This is a genomic window from Pseudomonas sp. H1_D05, assembly GCF_054682705.1.
Genome location: NZ_CP162825.1, coordinates 5,495,395 through 5,518,334, shown reverse-complemented (window position 1 = coordinate 5,518,334; position 22,940 = coordinate 5,495,395). Strand labels below are relative to the sequence as shown.

Sequence of the window (22,940 nt, the reverse complement as noted above, 5' to 3'; positions counted from 1 at the left end):
GTGGCGGGTTTCAGTTGTCGTAGCCGAGGTTCGGCGCCAGCCAGCGCTCGGTCACGCTCAGCTCCTGGCCTTTGCGCGAGGTGTAGCTTTGCACCTGATCCTTGTCGACCTTGCCCACGGCGAAGTACTGCGCTTGCGGGTGGGCGAAGTACCAGCCGCTGACCGCAGCCGCCGGGAACATCGCGTAGTGTTCGGTGAGGAACACACCACTGCGACCGGCGCGCATTTCTTCGGCTTGCGGATCGAGCAAGGCGAACAGCGCCGCTTTCTCGGTGTGATCCGGGCACGCCGGGTAACCCGGAGCAGGGCGGATGCCGCTGTATTGCTCTTTGATCAGCGCGTCGTTATCGAGCTCTTCGTCCTTGGCATAACCCCAGTGCTCTTTACGCACTTGCTGGTGCAGCCACTCGGCGCAGGCCTCGGCCAAACGGTCGGCCAGGGCTTTGACCATGATCGAGTTGTAGTCGTCGCCAGCGTCTTGATAAGCCTTGGCCACTTCTTCGGCGCCGATGCCGGCGGTGGTGATGAAACCACCGACGTAGTCGGTCACTTCGCTGTCCTTCGGCGCTACGAAGTCAGCCAGCGAGAAGTTTGGTTTGCCGTCGGTCTTGATGATCTGCTGGCGCAGGTGATGCAGCTTGGCCAATGGCTTGCCGTCATCGCCGTACAGTTCGATGTCGTCGTCATGTACTTGATTGGCCGGCCAGAAGCCGAACACCGCACGGGCGCTGATCAGCTTCTCGTCGATCAGCTTGGCGAGCATCTCCTGCGCGTCCTTGTACAGCGCGGTGGCGGCCTCACCGACCACTTCATCTTCGAGGATGCGCGGGAACTTGCCAGCCAGGTCCCAAGAGATAAAGAACGGCGTCCAGTCGATGTATTCGGCCAAGACCTTGAGGTCGATGTTGTCCAGTACCTTGCTGCCGGTGAAGGTCGGTTTGACCGGCTGATAATTGGCCCAGTCGAACTGTGGCTTCTTGGCGATGGCCGCTGCGTAGCTCAGGCGCTCGGTGCGGGCGCTGCGGTTCGAGGTACGTTCGCGCACATCGATGTATTCCAGACGCGTCTTTTCGACGAAACCGGCCTTCAATTCTTTCGACAGCAACTGCGTCGCCACGCCCACTGCACGGGAGGCGTCGGTCACGTAGACCACGGCATCGTTGCTGTACTTCGGCTCGATCTTCACCGCCGTGTGCGCTTTGGAAGTGGTCGCGCCACCGATCATCAGCGGCAGGTGAAAGTCCTGGCGCTGCATTTCACGGGCAACGTGAACCATTTCGTCCAGCGACGGCGTGATCAGGCCGGAGAGACCGATGATGTCGCATTTCTGTTCTTTGGCGACCTGCAGAATCTTCTCCGCCGGGACCATCACGCCAAGGTCGACGATGTCATAGCCGTTGCAACCAAGTACCACACCGACAATGTTTTTGCCGATGTCGTGCACGTCGCCTTTCACGGTTGCCATGAGGATCTTGCCTTTGGCTTCCGGCTTGTCGCCTTTTTCCAGTTCGATGAACGGGATCAAGTGCGCCACCGCCTGCTTCATCACTCGCGCGGATTTCACCACTTGCGGGAGGAACATTTTGCCGGCGCCGAACAGGTCGCCGACGATGTTCATGCCGGACATCAGCGGGCCTTCGATCACTTCGATCGGGCGGGCGAACGACTGGCGCGACTCTTCGGTGTCTTCAACGATGTGCGTGGTGATGCCTTTGACCAGCGCATGCTCCAGACGCTTGTTGACCTCCCAGCTACGCCACTCTTCGGTCTCGGCTTCCTTGACGCTGCCGTCGCCCTTGTACTTGTCGGCGATGGCGAGGAGGGCGTCGGTGCCTTCTGGCGTGCGGTTGAGAATCACATCTTCCACGGCGTCGCGCAGTTCCTGCGGGATCTGGTCGTAGATCTCCAACTGCCCGGCGTTGACGATGCCCATGGTCAGGCCCGCGCGGATCGCGTACAGCAGGAACACCGAGTGGATCGCCTCACGCACCGGGTTGTTGCCACGGAACGAGAATGACACGTTGGACACGCCGCCCGAGGTCAGCGCATACGGCAGTTCGTCGCGGATGTAGGCGCAGGCGTTGATGAAGTCCACCGCGTAGTTGTTGTGTTCTTCAATACCGGTGGCGACGGCGAAGATGTTCGGGTCGAAGATGATGTCTTCCGGCGGGAAGCCAACTTCGTTGACCAGAATGTCGTAGGAGCGTTTGCAGATTTCTTTCTTGCGCGCTTCGGTGTCGGCCTGGCCAGCTTCGTCAAACGCCATCACCACAACGGCGGCGCCATAGCGCTTGCACAGTTTGGCGTGATGGATGAACTGCTCGACGCCTTCTTTCATGCTGATCGAGTTGACGATGCCCTTGCCCTGAATGCACTTGAGGCCGGCTTCGATCACTTCCCATTTCGACGAGTCGATCATGATCGGCACGCGGGAGATGTCCGGTTCACCGGCAATCAGATTGAGGAAGGTCACCATGGCCTTCTTCGAATCGAGCATCCCTTCGTCCATGTTGATGTCGATCACCTGCGCGCCGGCCTCGACCTGTTGCAGGGCGACTTCGAGGGCTTCGGTGTAGTTGTCTTCACGGATCAGCCGGGCGAACTTGGCCGAGCCGGTGATGTTGGTACGCTCGCCAACGTTCACGAACAGCGAGTTGCGATCGATGGTGAACGGCTCCAGACCCGAGAGGCGGCAGGCCTTCGGAATGTCCGGAATCTGACGCGGCGCGTAACCGGCGACGGCTTTGGCGATGGCTTCGATGTGCCCCGGGGTGGTGCCGCAGCAACCGCCGACGATGTTGAGGAAGCCGCTCTGGGCGAATTCTTCGATGACTTTGGCGGTTTCCGACGGCAGTTCGTCGTACTCGCCAAACTCGTTCGGCAGGCCGGCGTTCGGGTGCGCGGAAACGTGGGTGCTGGCCTTGTTCGACAACTCTTCCAGGTACGGACGCAGCTCACTGGCGCCGAGCGCACAGTTGAGACCGACGGAGATTGGCTTGGCGTGCGCCACGGAGTTCCAGAACGCTTCGGTGGTTTGCCCCGACAGGGTCCGGCCGGAGGCGTCAGTGATCGTGCCGGAAATCATGATCGGCAGTTCGATGTGCAGCTCTTCGAACACGCCTTGCACGGCGAAGATCGCCGCTTTGGCGTTGAGGGTGTCGAAAATGGTTTCGATCAGGATCAGATCCGCGCCGCCTTCGATCAGGCCTTTGGTGGCTTCGGTGTAGTTTTCCACCAGTTCATCAAAGGTGACGTTGCGGTAGCCGGGGTTGTTGACGTCGGGCGACAGCGAGCAGGTGCGGCTGGTCGGGCCGAGCACGCCGGCGACGAAGCGCGGCTTGGCCGGGTTCTCGGCGGTCTTGGCGTCGGCAACCTTGCGCGCCAGACGTGCGCCTTCTACGTTTAGCTCGTACGCCAGTTCTTCCATGCCGTAGTCGGCCATGGAAATGCGCGTGGCGTTGAACGTGTTGGTTTCGAGGATGTCGGCGCCGGCATCCAGATAGGCTTTCTCGATGCCGCCGATCACGTCCGGACGGCTGATGACCAGCAGGTCGTTGTTGCCCTTGACGTCACTCGGCCAGTCGGCGAAGCGTTTGCCGCGATAGTCCTGCTCTTCGAGCTTGTAGCTCTGGATCATCGTGCCCATACCGCCATCGAGTATCAGGATGCGCTCTTTGAGAGCTTGCTTGAGAGCTTGAAGGCGGACGCTGCGATCGGACATTTGGACTACTCGGAAAGACCATTACGAAGGAGCGGGATCATAGCAAACCTGTGCGCTTTTAGAGCATATGGGACTTTTGCATGAATATCGCTCATGTTGGTACGAACGTCATACTGTAGAATCGCGGCGTTTTTTTCTGGATCGGGATCAAGGGCATGTCGTACCGCGTCATCAGCATTTTATTGCTGCTTCTAAGCTGGGGCGCCGTTGCGCAGGAACCCACGATCTCGTATAGCCGTGATATCCAACCGATCTTCACCGAGAAGTGCGTGGCCTGCCATGCTTGTTACGACTCGGCCTGCCAGTTGAATCTGGGCAGCGGTGAGGGCGCGGCCCGTGGTGCGAGCAAAATGCCGGTCTACGACGGCGAGCGCACACAAGCGGCACCCACCACCCGACTGTTTTACGATGCCTTCGGTAAACGTGCCTGGCAGCAAAAAGACTTCTATTCGGTGCTCGATGCCCAAGGCAGCCAGGCTGCGCTGATGGCGCGCATGCTAGAACTTGGACACAAGACGCCACTGACGCCGAACGCCAAGCTCCCGGAAGACATCGTGCTGGGTCTGAACCGCGAAAACCTGTGCGCGATGCCCGCCGAGTTCGAAGGCTATGCCGGCGCGCATCCGAAAGAAGGCATGCCGCTGGCAGTCACCGGGCTGACCGATCAGCAATATCAGACGCTGCAACGCTGGCTGGCCTCGGGTGCGCCGATTGACGAACAAGGCCTGGCGCCAAGCACCAAAGAGGCGCTGCAGATCGTCCAGTGGGAAAACCTGCTCAACACTCCCGGCGCACGGCAAAGTCTGGTCGGTCGCTGGTTGTACGAGCATTGGTACCTTGCGCATATCTATTTCAAGGACGGCGAGCCGGGCCATTATTTCCAGTGGGTACGTTCGCGCACGCCGACCGGGCAGCCAATCGACCTGATCGCCACCCGTCGCCCCAACGATGATCCGGGCACTCAGGTGTATTACCGCTTGTGGCCGGTGCAAGGGGTGATCGTGCACAAGACCCACATCACCTATCCGTTGAGCGCGGCGAAAATGGCGCGGGTCAAAAGTCTGTTCTATAGCGGTAACTGGCAGGTTAATGCCTTGCCGGGCTACGGCCCGCAGAGCCGCGCCAACCCGTTCGCCACATTTGAAGCGATCCCGGCGCAGGCGCGTTATCAGTTCATGCTCGATAACGCCGAATACTTCGTCCGCACGTTTATTCGCGGCCCGGTGTGCCGTGGGCAGATCGCCACCGACGTGATCCGTGACAACTTCTGGGCGCTGTTCCGGGCGCCGGAACATGACCTCTATATCACTGACCCGAACTATCGCGGCCAGGCCACGCCGTTGCTGGCCATGCCCGGGCAGAACGATGACGTCGGCAGCGTACTGAGCCTGTGGCGTAACTACCGTGACAAACGAAACGAATACGAAGCCTTGCGCCGCGACAGCTACGCTGATTTGCCGGCGCCCAGCTGGTCGACCCTGTGGGCCGGCAACGACAACGCGCTGTTGAGCATTTTCCGCCACTTCGACAGCGCCTCGGTGACCAAAGGCCTGATCGGCGAGGTGCCGCAGACAATGTGGCTGTTCGACTATCCGCTGCTGGAGCGCACCTATTACCAGTTGGCAGTCAACTTCGATGTGTTCGGCAACGTCTCCCATCAGGCGCAAACCCGTCTGTATTTCGATTTGATCCGCAATGGCGCCGAGCAAAACTTCCTGCGCCTGATGCCGGCCGACTCCCGAGAGGATTACCTCGACGATTGGTATCAGAACAGCGGCCAGTTCAAGATGTGGCTCGATTACGAAGCGATCGACGACGACAAGCCGACGGCACTCAAACTTGATGACAAAGACCCGAAATACGACTTCGCCATGCAGTTGCTGGCGCGTTACGGTGATCTCAATGCGCACCCGGATCCGATCAACCGCTGCGATGGGGCTTACTGCTCGCGGCCGAATATTGACCCGGCCCTGCAAAATGCCGAGCAGGCGCTGAGCCGCCTGACCTCGCGTCCGGCGGCCGGTTTGAAGGTCATCGACCAACTGCCGGAAGCCACCATGCTGCGCATTGCAACCGCCAACGGCAAACGCGAGGTCTACAGCCTGTTGCGCAACCGCGCGCACAGCAACGTGGCGTTCCTGCTTGGTGAGTCGCTGCGCTATCAGCCCGGGCTGGACACGATCACCATTTACCCGGGCGTGCTCAGCAGCTATCCGAACTTCATCTTTAATGTCCCGGCCGATCAGGTGCCGGAGTTTGTCGATGCAATGGAAAACGCCAAGGACGCCAATCGTTTCGAAAAAATCGTCGAACGCTGGGGTATTCGGCGCAGTCACCCGCAATTCTGGTTCTATTTCCACGATCTGAGCCAATACCTGCACGAAACCGACCCGGTGGAAGAGGGCGTGCTGGACATGAACCGCTACGAGAATCTTTGATCGTTTCAGATTGGCCTGCTGTCCCAACTTGAAGCAACACAACCAAACCCTTGTAGGAGTGAGCCTGCTCGCGATGGCGGCGGTACATTCAACATCTCTAGTGCCTGATTTTCCGCTATCGCGAGCAGGCTCACTCCTACAAGGGATCTGAGGTGGATTCAGGAATTGTGATCGGGAGCAGGTGATGTTGATTTCAGTGCAAGCCCTGCGTGCGCTGGCCGCGTGGACGGTGGTGTGCCACCACTTCATGCAGATTTTTTTGACTTCAAGGCGCGCGAACCGGTCGGCCAGTTCTTTATCGACAAAGGCGCGGTGGGCGTCGACATTTTCTTTGTCATCAGCGGGTTGGTGATTTTCCTCTCGACCGAAAACAAACCGCTGCCGCCCGCGCGTTTCCTGCTGTACCGGCTGTTTCGCATCGTCCCGGCGTACTGGCTGTACACGCTGCTGATGGCGCTGCTGGTGGTGTTCGCCCAACCTTTGCTGCCGGATCAGACGGTGGACTGGGGCCATCTGCTGCTGTCGTTGCTGTTCATTCCTACCGAGAATCCTGGCGGCTACGGTATCTATCCGACGTTAAATGTCGGCTGGACACTGAATTACGAAATGCTTTTCTACGTGCTGTTTGCCTGGGCGCTGCTGTTTCGTTTGCAGGTGCGCCTGCTGGTGGTCGCGGCGCTGTTGTTTGCCGTGTGTCAGGCCTGGACCGGGTTTGGCTGGGTCAGCGCGTTCTATCGCTCGGACATCGTTTATGAGTTTCTGCTGGGGATCGGCATTGGCATGCTCTATCGGCGGGGCTGGATCGGTGCGGGACTGTGGCTGCCGATAGTGGCCATCGTCGCGGCGTTGCTGACGATCTATCACTTGGCACCGGCGCCAAGGCTGCTGAACTGGGGCGTGCCGAGTGCAGTGCTGGTCATGGCGTGTATCTCACTTGAGCGTTATGTCGAGCGCAGCCGAATGCTCAAACTGCTTGGCGATTGCTCGTATTCGGTTTACCTGATGCACGTGCTGGTGCTGTCGGCGGGGGGATTTATCGCGCAGCGCTACGCGATCAACCCGTATTTGATGTTTGCCCTGTGCGCGCTGGCGATTGGCGTTGGCTCGTGGTTGAGCTACGAATGGGTGGAAAAGCGCAGCTACCATTGGCTCAAGGCGCGGGTTGACATGGAGCCGGACGAGAATCTTTCCCGACAAAAATACTAGGACTTTGTCCGGCGCAATGATTGGCGTAAACTGCGCCCAAGCCTGCGAGGAGTTTCCATGACCGCTATTACCATTACCGACGCCGCCCACGATTACCTGGCTGATCTGCTCTCCAAGCAGAACACCCCGGGCATTGGCATCCGCGTCTTCATCACCCAGCCTGGCACCCAGTACGCTGAAACCTGCATTGCCTACTGCAAGCCGGGCGAAGAAAAACCTGAAGACACCGCGTTGGGGCTGAAAAGCTTCACCGCTTATATCGATCACTTCAGCGAAGCGTTTCTCGATGACGCCGTTGTCGACTATGCCACCGACCGCATGGGCGGCCAGCTGACCATCAAGGCGCCGAACGCCAAAGTACCGATGGTCAACGCTGACAGCCCGGTCAATGAGCGCATCAACTATTACCTGCAAACCGAAATCAACCCGGGGCTGGCCAGCCACGGCGGTCAGGTCAGCCTGATCGATGTGGTTGAAGACGGCATCGCTGTTTTGCAGTTCGGTGGCGGTTGCCAGGGCTGCGGCCAGGCGGACGTAACCTTGAAGGAAGGCATCGAGCGCACCTTGCTCGAGCGTATTCCGGAGCTGAAAGGCGTTCGCGACGTGACCGACCACACGCAGAAAGAAAACGCCTACTACTAAGGTGTTCGCTGCGGACATGAAAAACGGCGCCCCGTGAGCGCCGTTTTTTTATGGGTGACATGTACCGACGCCTTCGCGAGCAAGCTCGCTCCCACATTTGATCGCATTCCAAATGTGGGAGCGAGCTTGCTCGCGAAGGCGGCTTCATGGGCGATAGAGATGCGCATGCCCGGCGCGATACAACGATGACTCGCTGAACACCTCACTGCCCAATACCCGACCCACCAGAATCAACGCCGTACGCCGAAACCCTTTGGCCTCGACCTTTCCGGCGATATCCGCCAGTGTCCCGACTACCCAATCCTGATCCGGCCATGTTGCTCGGTGAATCACCGCAATCGGGCAATCCGCGCCGTAGTGCGGCAACAGTTCGGCCAGAATCTTATCCAGATGATTAACGCCCAGATGAATCGCCATGGTCGCGCCATGCTGCGCCAGACTGCCAAGCTCTTCGCCTGCCGGCATCGCGGTTTTGTCGGCGTAGCGGGTCAGAATCACGCTTTGCGACACGTCCGGCAGCGTCAATTCCGCGCCAAGCAACGCCGCACAGGCTGCGGTGGCCGTCACGCCGGGAATGATCTCGAACGGAATATCGAGCTCACGCAGATAACGGATCTGCTCGCCAATCGCGCCATACAGACTCGGATCGCCGGAATGCACCCGCGCCACATCCTGACCCTTGGCATGCGCGGTCTTGATCAATTCGATGATCTGTTCCAGATGCAGTTCGGCGCTGTTCACCACCGTTTCGGCTTGATGGCCGTCGAGTACCGCCGCCGGCACTAGCGAACCTGCGTAGATAATCACCGGGCAACTGCGAATCAGCCGCTGGCCTTTGACAGTGATCAATTCCGGGTCGCCGGGGCCGGCGCCGATGAAGTAGACGGTCATCGTTGAATCCTGAGTAAAAGAGGGCACGACTGCGTTGCAGATGAACAACGCTCATGATCAATGGCGGGGATTATCGGGATTTTACGCCGCGCCGGCCAATGCCAGCGTGGCCTGAGCGTATTTTTGCCGGGAGATCAGCAGTTTTGCCGGCGCTTGAATCAGCTGTTCAGCGAGCGCAAGCGCGGCACTTTCGGCGACGCCGTAGCAACCGGTGCGTTCGTAAGCAATCTGTGAATGGTGACTGAGCCGCTGTTGGTAGCTGGCCAGTTCGTCACTGCTGAAGTACAGCAGGGGCAGGGCCAGTTGTGCAGCAAGTTCTTGCAGGCCCGGCTCGTCGCGCTTCAAGTCGATACTGGCCAACGCTTTCACCGCCTCAAGCTCAATGCGATGCGCCTGTAGCGCTTGATCGAGTAACGCGCGCAGCGTGCTGGCCGGGCAGCCGCGCTGGCAGCCCAGGCCGACCACGAAGGTCGGCGCTGCGCGGTCATCGGTCATGCGTGGTATTGACCAGCGCTTTTGCGGCGGAACAACCAGGCGCTGATCAGGCCCAGGGCCAGCCAGAACGCCACGTTGGTCAACTGCGAAGCGATTTTGAACTGAGCTTCGAGTGCTTCGGGGGCGAGCATCGAATGCACTTCCGGTTGCGGTGCGCCGATCACGTGGGGCACGGCGAGGATGGCCACACCGAGGACCTTCATCAGCCAGTGACGGCTGAACGCGATCAGCGACAGACCTACAGCCGTCGAAGCGGCCGTGCCGATCCACCACGTCTGCCGCGAAGCCAGATCAGCGGCAGCGGTGCCCGGCAGTTCTGGTGGCAGGCCCAAGGTCGGAGCAAGCACGAACGTCGCGTAACCGGCCAGGCCCCAGAGCAGGCCCTGCGAAGTTTTGGTCGGCGCGCGCAGGGTGTAGAGGCCGGCGAGCATCAGGGCGAAACCGACGGCTACGACCAGATTACCGCCAGTGGTCGAGACTACGCGCTGCCAGCCGTCTTCCGGCTCCCAGGCCTCGGCATCATGGGTGTGCGCAGCCACGCCAGCGGCATGTTCGTGAACCGCCACCGGCTCGGACTTCTCGAAGGTTTCCGCCTGCAGAATCAGCGGCGAAACCCAGAAGCTTTGCAGCAGAGTGAGGAGCAGGGCGGCCAGCAGACCAGAGAAACCTGCAGTTTGCGCGATACGCTTGATCATGTCGGCAGGTCTCAATGGCACGGGAACGCGGCGCTGTGGCGGGTATCGTGGGCGGCGTTGTGCACCGCTTCGATGTGCGAGAAACCGGCAAAGTAAACCAGACTGGCGCCGAGGATCGATGCAAAGATTGCGGCGGTCAGGCGTTGGCTCAGGGTGGTGGTGCTGGCGATTTTGTCCGTGTTGCTGCCGGTGCTGCTGATAATCGACATGGCGCTTCCCTCTGGAGTGTCAGCGGGTGAATAGAGCGCATGAAAACCCCTGCGGGTCGGGCTCGCAGAGGTTCGAACAGCGCCCGCCCACCGCGGGTTTGTTATGTGCAGCGCCGCACAAATGCGGGCTGTGTGTTGCGGGCCGGTCTCCGGGCTCACGAGGGGCTGGCGTCAGGCCGACCTGCAAGCGTCACCTTCCCATACCGTATTGGCACAGTGGTTTTGACGCTTCGCTCGCTTACCGTTGCGGGGGCAGCACCGGACTGACATGGGCTTGAGTAAAGCACATGATTCACCGGTTTCCCGTTTCACCCTGTGAAGGGCACCCGTAACAAGTTGTGTAGGAGAGCATGGGCGGGGGATTTGAGTCAATCGACGCCTAGCGCATGATCAGCAGGACGTACACCCCCAGCGCCATCAGGAACGCATAATAGGATTTGATTCGCGTCAGGCTCAGCAGCCACGCCAACGCCACCGGCAGGATCCATGGCATGGCCGCCAGGTGCTGGCTGGCCAAAGGATAGAGTGAGACCGCCAGCAGGCTGACGAGCATCGCCACCGATGTGTATTTTCCCAGACGATCGATGAAAGCGCGGGCAGTTGCCGAAAGCCGTTCGACATCGACGGCCAGCGGCAGCAAGCGGCAGACGATCGAAACCAGCGCGCAAATCAGTACGTACAGCCAGAAAGTACCAGGTTCAATCATAGACATAGCTCGTCAGAACGGTGATGGCGAGCACCAGCAGCAAGCTGACCTCGCCCAGCCACAACAAGCTCGCGGCGGTGGCCAGGCCGGCAATCCATTGCGCATGGAAGCTGTGACGGTCGCGGGCCATCTTGCCAAGCGAAGCGCTGATGAAAATCGCGATCACCACACTGACGTGATCCATCACTGCGTTGTCGGCCACGCTGGCGAAACAGTACCCGACCACGGTGCCAAGCAGGGCGGCGGCGTACAGCAGAAAGCACACGGTGTTGGCATACGGGCGGCTGATCGGTTGCTGATCCTTGCGGATCGACATCAACGTGAAAGCCGCATTTGCCATCACCGCCAGGGCGGGGACGAACGCTTTGACCGGGCCCTGGAGGCTGGATTTCAGGCTCAGTGTGAAGACCAGAAAACGCAAGTTGATACTCAGCGCCGAGACCAGCACGCCAAAGGCGTTAAGCAGGTGCGCGGGGGTTTCCAGCAGCGTCAGTTGCAACGGCGAGGCCATTACCGTACCGCTGAAAACCACCATGGCCGGAAGATCCAGATCATGGCGGCGCCCGAGCATGCCGATCAGGGTGAAGGTCAGCAGCAGCGAGAAGACGAACGGTAGCGCATCGCGGATACCGGTCGCGATCTCGCTGCGCGATGCCGGTTTTGCCAGGTTCGACTCAACCAGCATGAGTGCTGTGCCGCGAGCCGGCCAGCAATTGCTCTACGCCGTTCTTGTAGGCCAGGGCTTTTTCCAGGTAGTACTCGGTGGAGAAGCGCGGAATGAACTCCTCCACCACGGCCACACCCCGATAGCCGTTGACCGCGAAGCGATTGAGCACATCGCTCAGGCGCAAGTTGCCTTCGCCAATCGGCAGATGTTGATGGTGGGTGTTGTTGAGGTCGGCAATGTGCAGATGCCGGGTAACCGGCGCCAGATCGGCAATGGCTTTGAACAGGCTTTCACCATACGGCAGCAGTGAGCACAGATGCGTCACGTCGATGGTCACGAAGCACCCGGTCTCCTTGTGAAAGCGCAGGTGTTCCTCGACGGTGAAGACCGGGAATTTCGGCCGCTGACCGCCCATGTTCTCCAGGCACAGGGCGATGCCATCGGTGTTGCAGCGCTTGGTCACCTGGTTGATCGCTACTATCAGGTTGTCCAGCAGTTCGCCGTTTTCCAGTTGATCTTTGTAGCCGGGATGAAAAGTGACGCTGGTGGCGCCGGCCTCGTGGGAAAACTCCACGGCGGCACTCAGACAGTCCACCGCTTGGGCACGTTCGGTCAAATCCGGGGAGCACAGGTTGTACTGGCGACCCCACCATCCGGCGTGGACGGTCAGCGTGATGCCATTGTGTTCGGCGAAGCTGCGGATTTTCCCGGCAAGCTCAGACCGGTCTTCGGCGCTCAGCGACCAGAAGGTTTTTTCGGCGTCTTCGCCGATCTCGAACTCGACCGCTTGGAAATGTCTGGCCAGATCGGTGATCGAACCCAGGATGTCTGCTGGGTTGTCGTAGACATTGGTGGAAAAGGAGATCATCGGGAAGTGAGCGCTGATCGGGCCTTCGATGTGATATAGCGGGTCTTTACGGGTCATTGCGCTGGTCCTTGCGTAGTGAACTCTGGGTGGGTGATCGCGGCGTTGAAGTCCGCCGGGTCGTCGGCGTCGCTGCAGCCCAGCAGCGTGTAGCCGTGGCGGTCTGCGGAACGGCTGATGCTCTGGCCGAACTTGTCGGGGTTGAGGTTCACGCGTAATGCAAACGGGTGTTGCAGCAGGCGTGTCTGGAGCTGTTGCGGATCGGCGGTCGGGGCCGCCTCGATGTAGCGGATCGCCATTTTGGCGTAGGTTTTCTCGGGCGTCGGCAGTGACGTGCCGGCCATCGCGGCGATGGTGCTGGCTGCCAAATGCACCCCTGTGGTTTTCCAGACCATTTCCCAGATCTGGTCACCGCCGAAGCGGGTCTGGGTTTCGATGAATTGCAGGCGTGAACCGTCCAGCTTGATTTCCGTGTGGGCCGGGCCCCAGCGGTTGCCCATTCGCCCGAGCAGCCACAGCACCGCTTCTTCGATCTGCGCGGCGGTTTTCTCGTCGAGCCCGGCAGGAAAGTCATGCCCGGTTTCGACATAACCGGGGGCACCGCTGGTGTATTTGCGCGTGATGCCGAGAATCCGGTGCTGGCCATCCAGGCTGAGGGATTCAACGCTGTATTCGTCGCCGCTGGCGAAGGCCTCGATCAGATTGTTTCCCTCCAGCGAGAGGTGTTCGACATCCTCGGGCCTGTCTATGGCATAGACGCCCTGACTGCCCGAACCGTTGACGGGTTTGACGATGGCCGGGCCATGGCGCAGCACGAAAGCGCGAGCCTCGGCACCATGGTTGATAGCGGCAGTGGGCAACTCGTAGCGACTGCCTTTGAGCAATTGGCGAAACAGCAGCTTGTCGCGACTGACTTCCACACTGCGCAGGTTGTTGTGGACGATGCCCAGACGTTCGCCCAAGCGTGACGCGGGCAGCAGGCCCAGTTCCGAAAACGAAACCACGGCATCGAATGGCGATTGCCGGTGCAGCCGTTCTACCATCGTGCTGTAGGCCGGCAGATCGGCGATGTCAGGCGTCAGCAGTAGCGTTGCGCGCTCGCGCTGATAGTCAGACAACTCGCCGGGTTGCTGGACGAGAGTAAATCGAAACTGCCGCGCAGTATCCCAATCCAGTCCCGAATCACGCCCGCCGATGAGCAGAATGTGTTTGGTGTTCGCCGCCGAGGGCTGCTCGCCATAGACATCAATGTCGCTGACGGCGAGCAAGGATTGTCGCAGGCGGGCGGTGTCGGGTTGCCTGAACTCGATGTACAGGTAGTTCTGAAAACCGTTGCTGACCGGCCCGATGGCTTCGCCCGGAGTGACGTAGGCGTACCAACGCTGGAAACCTGGCAAGCGGCAGATCCGGTCGGCGCCGTGCAGTCCGTCATAGAGCCGGTCTGTGCGGGCGAAAGGGGTGGCGATGCCGAACGCATCCGGTGCTTCGCTGGCGCTGGGCAGAGGCTCGGCGGACAGCGCGCGGTGGTAGCAGACATCCAGCGCCAGCCCCCAGGCTTGACGAATCACATGAATCCGGCTGCCGCCGGGGCGTGCGCCGACTTCGAGGACTCTTGGCCCGCGGGGGGTGAGAATGAACTCGACATGGGCAAACGTGCCTTTGAGCGCTAACGCTTTCACGGCGTCATGGGCCAGGCGATGGCAACGCTCCTTCAGCGCTGCGTCGGGCTCCAGCAGCGACGGCGTGTAGCGGGCGAAATGGTGAAAGTCGCCGCGATCGATATCGACGCCGGCAATCACATCGACGATCGGAAAACTGCTGATCGTGCCATCGGCGGCAATCGTGCAGTCGATGGAATGGTTGGAGCCCTGGAGAAATTCCTCCAGCAGCAGTTGATCGGTTTCGCGGCTTTTGCCCGCCACATAGCGCTGCAGCGCCGGCCATTCATGACGGGCGTAGTCGAGCAGATCCTGCTGATCGTCGATGCAGCGTACGAACAGGCTGCTGTAAAGGTTCGCTGGCTTCAGGATGAACGGGTAGGGCAGCTCGCCCGGGCGCGCCAGCAGGTCGTCGATACGAACCTGGCGAGAGAGCACGTGCAGATCCAGGTTGCGCGACTGTTGGAAGCATTGGCGTTGCAGCACCTTGTCCAGCGTGTTTTCCACGTTACGGTGCAAGTGGGCCAGCGCCGGCAGCGCCGCACACAGCCGCCCCGTGATCGCGACATAGCCTTCACGGAAATTCAGGACACTGGTGAAGCCATGCTCGTCCAGCAACTGCTGCGTCAGATGGATCAGATCCGCGGTCAGCCCTCTGGAAAAGTCGTACAGCGCCACCGGCGAGATCTGTTTCGCATCGGCGATCTTGCTGGTTTTGCGACTATCGGCAATCAGCAAAGGGGTGATGCCCTCGGCAATCAGGCCCTCGTATTCTCCGTCACGAATATTGCCGATGATCAGGCAGGCCGCTGCACTCATTCGTCAACCTCCTGATCGAAGCTGTAGTGGACCCGGTTCAGGCGCTGGCAAATGTGAGCCAGACGAATCCGGTCCACGCCGTTGGCGCCACCGCTCAAGACATTGCGAATGATGTGCGCCAAGGCATCCAGGTCTTCGCTGCTGATACCCAGACGAGTAATTTCCTGCAGGCCGAAGCGCAGGCAGTCGCGGCCATTGATCTGTTTATTGTTGATCCGGATCCCCAGTTCATTGAGCTGCTGCGCCGCTTGCCGGGCCCGTTCGCCTTCGAGCAACAGCAGGTGCGTGTCGGAGGGGTGCAGCGTCCAGCCCGGCAGGTCGGCGAGTGCGTCGTGCAACTGGCGAGTATTGGCGCACATGCGTTGGGCGTAGGCCTGGCCGTAGCGCTGGGTTTCCAGCAGGCTAACGAACAGTTGCAGCAGACCGGGCAGATTGGGCGAGGACACCAGCGCACCGCTGAGCGTTTGCTCGATCCGCTGGGCCAGATCGGCACGCCGGCAGACGATCAGTGCCCGGTGCGGACCTGCCAGGGATTTGTGGGTGTTGCCTTGAAGAATATCCGCCCCCTCGTCAAGCGGATTGGGAAAGACCTTCCCGGCGATGAGGCCCAGAGTGTGCGACGCATCGTAGATGATCAGTGTCCGCTCAAAGCCCCGGCGGTTCAGCAGCGCGCGCAGTGGTTTAAGGGCGATTGCCCGTGTGGTGAGACCATGGTCGAGCAGTACGGCTGCCGGTTGTACACCGCACGCCTGGAGTTGCCGATCAACGTCCCCGAGATCAATTTGTCCGTCAGCCGTCAGTTTCAAAAAGACGCTGTGCCGGCCCATCTTCTGCACCAGAGGCCCGGTTGCGAAATGCCCGCCACTTTCGGGCGCCAGTGATAATACGCAGTCGCCCGGCTCGGTCAGGGCGGCCAGCACGCTCAGCGTGCAGTGCACGCCGGAGAGCACACGGTATTCGACGAACGGCGCGTTGAACATTGCCTGCACGGCTTGGGTCGCCAAAGCCTTTAATGTTTCGACTTCGGGGAAGTGTTCGACCTGCATACCATTGAATTCGGCGGCATAGCATTGACCGTCAATGGCCTGTGCATTGAACAAGTAACGCTCGTAATGGCGATTCTGTCCTAGCGTGCGTGCAGTCTCGGACAATATGTTTTCATTGGCGGTCAGCGATAGTGTGGAAGTTCTTCGTGCGCACGCCTGTTGAAACTGTTCAATGATGAAGTTATGCGCGAGTGGGGTACTGACTGAAAGTGCATGAGTCGAATGATTCATTAGTAGTCCGCCAGGTCGAAGTCGATAATCAACATATCGCGACTGCCGCGATCCGAATTAATGCTCGATGTTTGCAGTGGGGAAACTTCATGCAGAAGTATTCGGTCATTCAAGACGACGGTTTCCAGATAGTCAGTCAAAGTTGCACTGAATACTTGGCCACCTTCTTCATCAAATATCCGGCTTTCGCCACCGATGACATGCTGACGTTGAATCAGGTGTTGAAAGACAAAATCGTGCCCGTCGCGATGTCGGCCCTCAGGAGTGGCCTGGCCAGCATTGCCTTGATCGCAGAGGATACGGAACTGATGGCAGGTCACGAGCCAGTCGCGCGGGCCCAGCGCCATGTCCAGCAGTGCCAGGTCGGCGGCCAGCAGTGTCTGTAGAATCGGGGAGTCAATGAACGTCGCCTCGCAGCGGGTGTAGGTGCGCTGCACCCCGCCCAACAGCGGGTTGTCGGTCTCGGCTTGAAAAAAGTGGCAGTCTTGCAGCGCCGTCCACTGGCGTTCCCGTTGGCGATACTGGAACTTGCAGATGCGTCGTTCGCGAAGACCGTTCTCTGCGCTGAGATACGCATCGGTATGCAAATGCTCCCAGGTCGCATTGAATGCCCTGCATGCTTCGCGTCCCAGCAGCGCAACATCCAATGCTGGATAGTGGGCACTGTGCGCATAGTGGCAATTGCGCAGTAGTTCGGAAAGTTCCTTTAGTCCGGCATCACTTGATAGCCGTAACGCGTTACCGGCACTCATGTTGTGGATACCCATGGGTGCAGGAAAGAAATAGGCAGGATCAAATACTGATAATAATCAGCCATGCAAGAAATCCTTTCTTGAGAGACTCATAGTCCTTGTGCGAACTCATCGTTCATATCTTGTATTGATTTATCAATTTGGTTTTTGTAAAGATATGTAATCGAATGCGCGCAGCCGCTCTATTTCAGGGTTTAACCCGGTGGTGGTTTTTTAATTTAACGGATAGGGCATGTAAGACATAACTTACAACTACTTCTTAAGTGAGAAGTGTTCGCGATCATTAGATGAAAAAGTTGCTGTCCTTATAACCACAATGATCCAGGCGTTGACCCGCCTGCCGTGCATGCGTAGCCTTGCGCATTCGAGGTTCTCCGGCGTGTGCCGGAGCTAAGAAGGGAACGCGGTCAATGCCGCGGCTGCCCCCGCAACTGTGAACGGTGATGTTCGCTGCCACGCCACTGCCAGCTCAACTTATGAGCCCGCGGGAAGGCGCAGCCAACGCCAGGCCCAGCGCCTGAACACCGTCAGCCAGGAGACCTGCCTCGTCACAGATTCTCACTACAACCGGGCGGGGTGATCCGGTGGCGAACTCTCCAGGCACGCACGCGCGTTGCCGGTTCTCGTCCCGTATGCCCGCCGCTTGCCAAAGGGCATACCGATGAAAACACTGGCCAAACTCCCCGTCACCATCGTCACCGGCTTCCTCGGCTCGGGCAAGACCACGCTGCTGCGGCACATGCTCGACAACGCTCAGGGCCGTCGTATCGCGGTGATCGTCAACGAGTTTGGCGAGTTGGGCATTGACGGTGAAATCCTCAAGCAATGCACCATCGGTTGCACCGAAGAAGAAGCCACCGGTCGCGTTTACGAACTGGCCAACGGCTGCCTGTGCTGCACCGTTCAGGAAGAGTTCTTCCCGGTGATGCGCGAACTGGTTGCCCGTCGCGGCGATCTCGACCATATCCTTATCGAAACCTCGGGCCTGGCCCTGCCAAAACCGCTGGTACAAGCCTTCCAGTGGCCGGAAATCCGCAGCGCCTGCACCGTTGATGCGGTGATCACCGTGGTCGACAGCCCGGCCGTCGCTGCTGGCACTTTCGCCGCGTTCCCGGATCAGGTTGATGCCCAGCGCAAACTCGATCCGAACCTCGACCACGAATCGCCACTGCACGAACTGTTCGCCGATCAACTGGCCAGCGCCGACCTGGTGATCCTCAACAAGGCCGACCAGACCAGCGCGGAAGATCTCGCTCGTGTCCGCGCTGAAGTCGCCGAAGAGCTGCCGCCAGCAGTGAAAATCATCGAAGCCAGCAACGGCCGTCTGCCGCTGGACGTGCTGATTGGCCTCGGCGCCGGCTCCGAGGAACACATCGACAGCCGCCACAGCCATCATGATCACCACCACGGTGAAGGCGATGACGACCACGATGACCACGATCACGACGCCTTCGATTCGATCTCCATCGAACTGCCACAAGCCGACGAAAGCCTGCTGCTCGACGCCCTGACGCAACTGGTGGTCAAGCACGGCATCCTGCGCGTCAAAGGTTTCGCCGCGATCCCGAACAAGCCAATGCGTCTGCTGATCCAGGGCGTGGGTACGCGTTTCGACAAGCATTTCGACCGTCAGTGGGGCGCTGATGAAGCGCGCGTCACGCGTCTGGTGTTGATCGGTCAGGAGCTCGACGCCGCGCAACTCGAAGCGCAACTGCGCGCTGCGCTCAGCGTTTAAGCCATGCACCTGCTCAGGACTCAGCCCGGCGGTTTCGTCTCCGATGACAACATTGCCGACCTTGGCCAAACCCCCGCCGAGCTGGTAATCCTGTGCAGCGGCGATTCCAGTCTGGCGCTGCTCGCCGAAGCCGCGCAGCAGTTGCCGGAAGATTACCCGAGCCTGCGTCTGGCCAACCCGATGCAGGTGCAGAATCACGCTTCGGTCGATTTGTACGTCGATGAAGTGCTGCGCCACGCCAAGGTGATTCTGATCTCGCTGCACGGCGGCATCGCCTATTGGCGCTACGGCGTCGAGCGTCTGATCGAACTGTCCGAGCGCGGTGTGCAGGTGATTCTGGTGCCGGGCGATGACCGTCCTGACCCGGAACTCAGCGACCTGAGCACCGTCAACGCTGTGGATCGTGATCGCCTCTGGCAATTCCTGCGCCAGGGCGGACTGGGCAATGCGCTGGACTTTTTCCGCTGCCTCGCCAACCGTTGGCTGGCTCGCGATTACGTCTGGGAAGAACCGCAGGCGCTGCCGCGCACGGCGATTTACCACCCGAATAAAACCAGCGCCGCACTGAGTGACTGGCAAGCCGATTGGCTGCCTGCACATCCGGTCGCGGCGGTGTTGTTTTACCGCTCGCATCTACAAGCGGCGAACACCGCGTTCATCGATGTGTTCTGCCAGCGCTTGCAAGCGGCGGGGCTGAATCCGCTGCCGATCGCGGTGGCCAGTCTGAAAGAACCCGGCTGCCTGACGGTGGTCGAGGACTGGCTGGACGAGGTTGAGGCAGGGGTGATTCTCAACACCACCGGGTTCGCTCAATCCAGCCCGGAAGCGCCGCATCTGCGACCGTTTCGCCGCAATATCCCGGTGATCCAGGCAATCTGCGCGCAGGACAACGAGCCCGGCTGGCGCGACAGCGAGCAAGGCCTGGGTCCACGGGATCTGGCCATGCACATTGCCTTGCCGGAACTCGACGGGCGCATCATCAGCCGACCGATCAGTTTCAAGGATCTGGCCTGGCGCAGTGAGCGCAGTCAGTCCGATGTCGTCTGCTACCGCGCGCAACCTGAGCGCATGGATTTCGTCGCTGAACTGGCGCGGCGCTGGATTGATCTGGCGCAAGTACCAAATGGCGAAAAACGCATCGCATTGATCCTCGCCAACTATCCGACCCGTGATGGGCGCATCGGCAACGGTGTCGGTCTCGACACGCCGGCGGCGGCGCTGAACATCCTGCGTGCATTGCAGGCTGAGGGATATCCGCTCACCGCTGAACTGCCGAATAGCGGCACCGAGTTGATCGAGCAATTGCTCGGTGGCGTCAGCAACGATCTCGACACCATTGATCTGCGTCCGTGCCAGCAAAGCCTGGCGATGGACGCTTATCTGACGATGTTCAACGCGCTGCCCGAGGCCAATCGCAGCGCTGTGATCGAACGCTGGGGCACGCCGCAAAACGACCCGATGTGCCGCGACGGGAGGATGATGATCGCCGGTCTGCGCTTCGGCCTGACCTTCGTCGGTATTCAGCCGGCGCGCGGTTATCAGGTCGACCCGAGCGCGGTCTATCACGACCCCGATCTGGTGCCGCCGCACGCTTATCTGGCGTTCTATTTCTGGTTGCGCAACACCTACGGCGCCCACGGCGTGATTCACGTTGGCAAACACGGCAACCTCGAATGGCTGCCGGGCAAAGGCGTCGGTCTTTCGGAGAACTGCTGGCCGGATGCGTTGCTCGGTCCGCTGCCGAATATCTATCCGTTTATCGTCAACGATCCGGGGGAGGGCGCGCAGGCCAAACGGCGCACGCAAGCGGTGATTATCGATCACCTGATGCCGCCGCTGACCCGTGCCGAAACCTACGGGCCGTTGCGCAATCTGGAGCTGCTGGCCGACGAGTATTACGAAGCGCAGCTGCTTGATCCGCGCCGCGCCCGTGAACTGCAGCGCGACATTCTGCTATTGGTCCGCGAGACGCAGATCGACCGCGAACTGCAACTCGATGCCGCGCTGGACAGTGATGCCGACGCGGCGATCTGGTTGCCGCGCCTGGATACGTATTTGTGTGATTTGAAGGAATCGCAGATTCGCGATGGTTTGCACATTTTTGGCGAGTCACCGACGGGGCGTCTGCGGATCGATACGTTGCTGGCGCTGCTACGGATTCCGCGCGGAGACGGGAAGGGCGCACAGTCGAGTCTGCTGAGAGCACTGGCCAAAGCATTCGAACTCGGTTTCGATCCGCTCGATTGCGCGCTAGCCGATCCATGGACCGGTCCTCGCCCGCCAGAGCTGCAATCGCAAAGCGATGAAGTCTGGCGTAGCGCCGGCGATACCCGCGAACGCCTCGAACTGTTTGCCACACAGCTGATTTCCCAAGCCCTGCACGATCCATGTGGGAGCGAGCTTGCTCGCGAAGGCGTCGTGTCAGCCAACACTTCATTCACTGACACACCGCTTTCGCGAGCAAGCTCGCTCCCACAAGGTCCGGGGTGGTCTGATGTGAATGCGATTATCCAGTCGCTGCGCGAAGTCGTCGCCCCACGCCTCGATGCCTGCGGCCCCGCCGAAATGCGCGGCCTGCTCGACGCCCTCAGCGGTCGCTTCGTCCCCGCGGGCCCCAGCGGTGCACCCAGCCGTGGTCGCCTTGACGTGCTGCCCACCGGCCGCAACTTCTACTCGGTCGACGTGCGCAACCTGCCGACCACCACCGCGTGGCGCATCGGTTTCCAGTCGGCGACGTTGATTCTGGAACGGCACCTGCAAGACCACGGCGATCACCTGCGCCAGCTCGGATTGTCCGTGTGGGGCACCGCGACCATGCGCACTGGTGGCGACGACATCGCCCAGGCCATGGCACTGATGGGCGTGCGTCCGGTGTGGGCCACTGGCAGTCAGCGCGTTGATGATTTCGAGATTCTGCCGCTGAGCCTGCTTGATCGTCCGCGCGTCGATGTCACGCTGCGAGTTTCCGGGTTTTTTCGGGATGCCTTCGCCAACCTGATTCGCCTGTTCGACGCCGCCGTGCAAGCAGTGGCAGCGCTGGACGAGCCGGACGACCTCAACCCGCTGGCCGCGAAAGTGCGTGCCGAGCGCGAGGCGCTGCGGCAATCGGGCCTCGATGAGGACACCGCGCGGCGTCAGGCCGGATGGCGGATCTTCGGCGCCAAACCCGGCGCGTACGGCGCAGGCGTGCAGGGCGCCATCGACGGTCGCTTGTGGCAGAGCCGTGAAGATCTCGCTGAGGTTTATCTGAACTGGGGCGCTTATGCTTACGGCGGTGCCGACGAAGGCACCGCTGCACGCGAGCAATTCGTTCAGCGCCTGAGTCAGGTACAAGCGGTGCTGCAGAATCAGGACAACCGCGAGCACGACCTGCTCGATTCCAATGATTACTACCAGTTCCAGGGCGGCATGCTCGCTGCCGTGGAAAGCTTGCGCGGTGAAGCGGCGGCGAGTTATCACGGCGATCACAGTCAACCGGATCTGCCAAAGATTCGCACCTTGAAAGAAGAGCTGAACCGGGTGATCCGCTCACGAGCGGTCAATCCGAAATGGATCGACGGGGTCAAGCGCCACGGCTATAAAGGCGCGTTCGAAATGGCTGCGACGGTTGATAACCTGTTCGCGTTCGATGCGACGACGCAGTTGATTGATGACCACCAGTACGCTTTGCTGGCCGATGCTTATCTGCTGGATCCGGCAACGCGGGAATTTGTTCGTGAGCATAATCCGCACGCGCTGCGGGATATGACCGAGCGGATGCTTGAGGCACAGCAGCGGGGGATGTGGCAGGAGCCTGGGGCTTATAAGGAAGCGCTGGAGAATCTGCTGCTGGATATTGAGGAAGATATGTAACCGGCCAAAAGCTACCCTCACCCCAGCCCTCTCCCGGTGGGAGAGGGAGCCGATTTGCGTTGCTGTCGAAGTCTGAGTTCGGCCCGACATATCAGGTCGACGGAATTCGAAAGAACACCTAGGTCAGTTCTCTCTCCCCAAGGGAGTAAGGGGGTAAGGGAGCCGATTTGCGTTGGCTTTGGAGTCTGAGTTCAACTCGATAATTCAGGTCGGCGCAACTTGCAAGAACACCGCAATCAGTTCCCTCTCCCCCTGGGAGAGGGCTAGGGTGAGGGCCACCCCGACTGACACACCACAACACTCAGCACACCA

15 protein-coding genes, 1 pseudogene and 2 riboswitches are annotated in these 22,940 nt (G+C 60.1%); of the genes and pseudogenes, 5 read left to right on the top strand and 11 right to left on the bottom strand.

The window, feature by feature from the left end; translation table 11 throughout:
- Positions 1-10 precede the first annotated feature (10 nt).
- Positions 11-3,721, bottom strand: a complete 3,711-nt coding sequence (gene metH, locus AB4O11_RS24845; RefSeq protein ID WP_460129046.1) for a methionine synthase — start codon at positions 3,719-3,721, stop codon at positions 11-13.
- Positions 3,722-3,876: 155 nt separating this feature from the next.
- Between metH and AB4O11_RS24840 the strand changes: the two genes are divergently transcribed.
- From AB4O11_RS24840 to nfuA, 3 genes and pseudogenes are all read left to right on the top strand, one after another.
- Positions 3,877-6,159: a fatty acid cis/trans isomerase gene (locus AB4O11_RS24840; RefSeq protein ID WP_460129044.1), complete on the top strand. Its 2,283-nt coding sequence runs from the start codon at positions 3,877-3,879 to the stop codon at positions 6,157-6,159.
- A gap of 184 nt (positions 6,160-6,343) precedes the next feature.
- A pseudogene (locus AB4O11_RS24835) lies at positions 6,344-7,365 on the top strand (acyltransferase family protein).
- A 57-nt stretch (positions 7,366-7,422) separates the two neighbouring features.
- On the top strand, positions 7,423-8,007 hold the full coding sequence (gene nfuA / locus AB4O11_RS24830; RefSeq protein ID WP_007912592.1) for a Fe-S biogenesis protein NfuA: 585 nt from the start codon (positions 7,423-7,425) through the stop codon (positions 8,005-8,007).
- A 144-nt stretch (positions 8,008-8,151) separates the two neighbouring features.
- Here nfuA and cobM read toward each other — a convergent pair whose 3' ends face one another.
- The 10 genes from cobM to AB4O11_RS24780 form a co-directional block, all read right to left on the bottom strand.
- Positions 8,152-8,898 (bottom strand): precorrin-4 C(11)-methyltransferase, encoded by a 747-nt coding sequence (cobM, locus tag AB4O11_RS24825; RefSeq protein WP_320336643.1) that lies wholly within the window; start codon positions 8,896-8,898, stop codon positions 8,152-8,154.
- Positions 8,899-8,979: 81 nt separating this feature from the next.
- Entirely contained in the window at positions 8,980-9,393 is a 414-nt protein-coding gene (locus tag AB4O11_RS24820) for a cobalamin biosynthesis protein (protein ID WP_003225490.1), read from the bottom strand.
- On the bottom strand, positions 9,390-10,088 hold the full coding sequence (locus tag AB4O11_RS24815; protein ID WP_093430887.1) for a CbtA family protein: 699 nt from the start codon (positions 10,086-10,088) through the stop codon (positions 9,390-9,392). Before AB4O11_RS24815 ends, AB4O11_RS24820 begins: the two co-directional genes overlap by 4 nt.
- A gap of 11 nt (positions 10,089-10,099) precedes the next feature.
- On the bottom strand, positions 10,100-10,297 hold the full coding sequence (locus AB4O11_RS24810) for a CbtB domain-containing protein (protein ID WP_093430890.1): 198 nt from the start codon (positions 10,295-10,297) through the stop codon (positions 10,100-10,102).
- Between the two features lie 123 nt (positions 10,298-10,420).
- A riboswitch (cobalamin riboswitch) is annotated at positions 10,421-10,642 on the bottom strand.
- Between the two features lie 34 nt (positions 10,643-10,676).
- Positions 10,677-11,003 (bottom strand): hypothetical protein, encoded by a 327-nt coding sequence (locus AB4O11_RS24805; protein WP_093430893.1) that lies wholly within the window; start codon positions 11,001-11,003, stop codon positions 10,677-10,679.
- Complete coding sequence (locus AB4O11_RS24800; RefSeq protein ID WP_460129042.1) at positions 10,996-11,688, bottom strand: AzlC family ABC transporter permease; 693 nt, start codon at positions 11,686-11,688, stop codon at positions 10,996-10,998. The genes AB4O11_RS24805 and AB4O11_RS24800 overlap by 8 nt, the downstream gene beginning before the upstream one ends.
- The gene (locus AB4O11_RS24795; RefSeq protein ID WP_099756449.1) at positions 11,678-12,595 is read right to left on the bottom strand and encodes a sugar phosphate isomerase/epimerase family protein; all 918 of its coding nucleotides are present in this window, start codon (positions 12,593-12,595) and stop codon (positions 11,678-11,680) included. Before AB4O11_RS24795 ends, AB4O11_RS24800 begins: the two co-directional genes overlap by 11 nt.
- On the bottom strand, positions 12,592-15,012 hold the full coding sequence (locus AB4O11_RS24790; RefSeq protein ID WP_460129040.1) for an ATP-grasp domain-containing protein: 2,421 nt from the start codon (positions 15,010-15,012) through the stop codon (positions 12,592-12,594). Before AB4O11_RS24790 ends, AB4O11_RS24795 begins: the two co-directional genes overlap by 4 nt.
- Complete coding sequence (locus tag AB4O11_RS24785; RefSeq protein ID WP_460129038.1) at positions 15,009-16,289, bottom strand: hypothetical protein; 1,281 nt, start codon at positions 16,287-16,289, stop codon at positions 15,009-15,011. Before AB4O11_RS24785 ends, AB4O11_RS24790 begins: the two co-directional genes overlap by 4 nt.
- A complete protein-coding gene (locus AB4O11_RS24780) occupies positions 16,289-17,041 on the bottom strand; it encodes a 2OG-Fe dioxygenase family protein (protein WP_186624549.1) in 753 nt (250 codons plus the stop codon). The genes AB4O11_RS24785 and AB4O11_RS24780 overlap by 1 nt, the downstream gene beginning before the upstream one ends.
- A 350-nt stretch (positions 17,042-17,391) precedes the next feature.
- A riboswitch (cobalamin riboswitch) is annotated at positions 17,392-17,603 on the top strand.
- A gap of 99 nt (positions 17,604-17,702) precedes the next feature.
- Here AB4O11_RS24780 and cobW point away from each other — a divergent pair.
- A complete protein-coding gene (gene cobW, locus AB4O11_RS24775) occupies positions 17,703-18,776 on the top strand; it encodes a cobalamin biosynthesis protein CobW (RefSeq protein WP_093430911.1) in 1,074 nt (357 codons plus the stop codon).
- Positions 18,777-18,779: 3 nt separating this feature from the next.
- Positions 18,780-22,628: a cobaltochelatase subunit CobN gene (cobN, locus tag AB4O11_RS24770; RefSeq protein WP_460129036.1), complete on the top strand. Its 3,849-nt coding sequence runs from the start codon at positions 18,780-18,782 to the stop codon at positions 22,626-22,628.
- Positions 22,629-22,940: the final 312 nt, after the last annotated feature.

Excerpts from the sequence above, each read along its gene's own strand:
- metH (WP_460129046.1), bottom strand. The coding sequence starts at position 3,721 with ATGTCCGATCGCAGCGTCCGCCTTCAAGCTCTCAAGCAAGCTCTCAAA.
- AB4O11_RS24840 (WP_460129044.1), top strand. The coding sequence starts at position 3,877 with ATGTCGTACCGCGTCATCAGCATTTTATTGCTGCTTCTAAGCTGGGGC.
- nfuA (WP_007912592.1), top strand. The coding sequence starts at position 7,423 with ATGACCGCTATTACCATTACCGACGCCGCCCACGATTACCTGGCTGAT.
- cobM (WP_320336643.1), bottom strand. The coding sequence starts at position 8,898 with ATGACCGTCTACTTCATCGGCGCCGGCCCCGGCGACCCGGAATTGATC.
- AB4O11_RS24820 (WP_003225490.1), bottom strand. The coding sequence starts at position 9,393 with ATGACCGATGACCGCGCAGCGCCGACCTTCGTGGTCGGCCTGGGCTGC.
- AB4O11_RS24815 (WP_093430887.1), bottom strand. The coding sequence starts at position 10,088 with ATGATCAAGCGTATCGCGCAAACTGCAGGTTTCTCTGGTCTGCTGGCC.
- AB4O11_RS24810 (WP_093430890.1), bottom strand. The coding sequence starts at position 10,297 with ATGTCGATTATCAGCAGCACCGGCAGCAACACGGACAAAATCGCCAGC.
- AB4O11_RS24805 (WP_093430893.1), bottom strand. The coding sequence starts at position 11,003 with ATGATTGAACCTGGTACTTTCTGGCTGTACGTACTGATTTGCGCGCTG.
- AB4O11_RS24800 (WP_460129042.1), bottom strand. The coding sequence starts at position 11,688 with ATGCTGGTTGAGTCGAACCTGGCAAAACCGGCATCGCGCAGCGAGATC.
- AB4O11_RS24795 (WP_099756449.1), bottom strand. The coding sequence starts at position 12,595 with ATGACCCGTAAAGACCCGCTATATCACATCGAAGGCCCGATCAGCGCT.
- AB4O11_RS24790 (WP_460129040.1), bottom strand. The coding sequence starts at position 15,012 with ATGAGTGCAGCGGCCTGCCTGATCATCGGCAATATTCGTGACGGAGAA.
- AB4O11_RS24785 (WP_460129038.1), bottom strand. The coding sequence starts at position 16,289 with ATGAATCATTCGACTCATGCACTTTCAGTCAGTACCCCACTCGCGCAT.
- AB4O11_RS24780 (WP_186624549.1), bottom strand. The coding sequence starts at position 17,041 with ATGAGTGCCGGTAACGCGTTACGGCTATCAAGTGATGCCGGACTAAAG.
- cobW (WP_093430911.1), top strand. The coding sequence starts at position 17,703 with ATGAAAACACTGGCCAAACTCCCCGTCACCATCGTCACCGGCTTCCTC.
- cobN (WP_460129036.1), top strand. The coding sequence starts at position 18,780 with ATGCACCTGCTCAGGACTCAGCCCGGCGGTTTCGTCTCCGATGACAAC.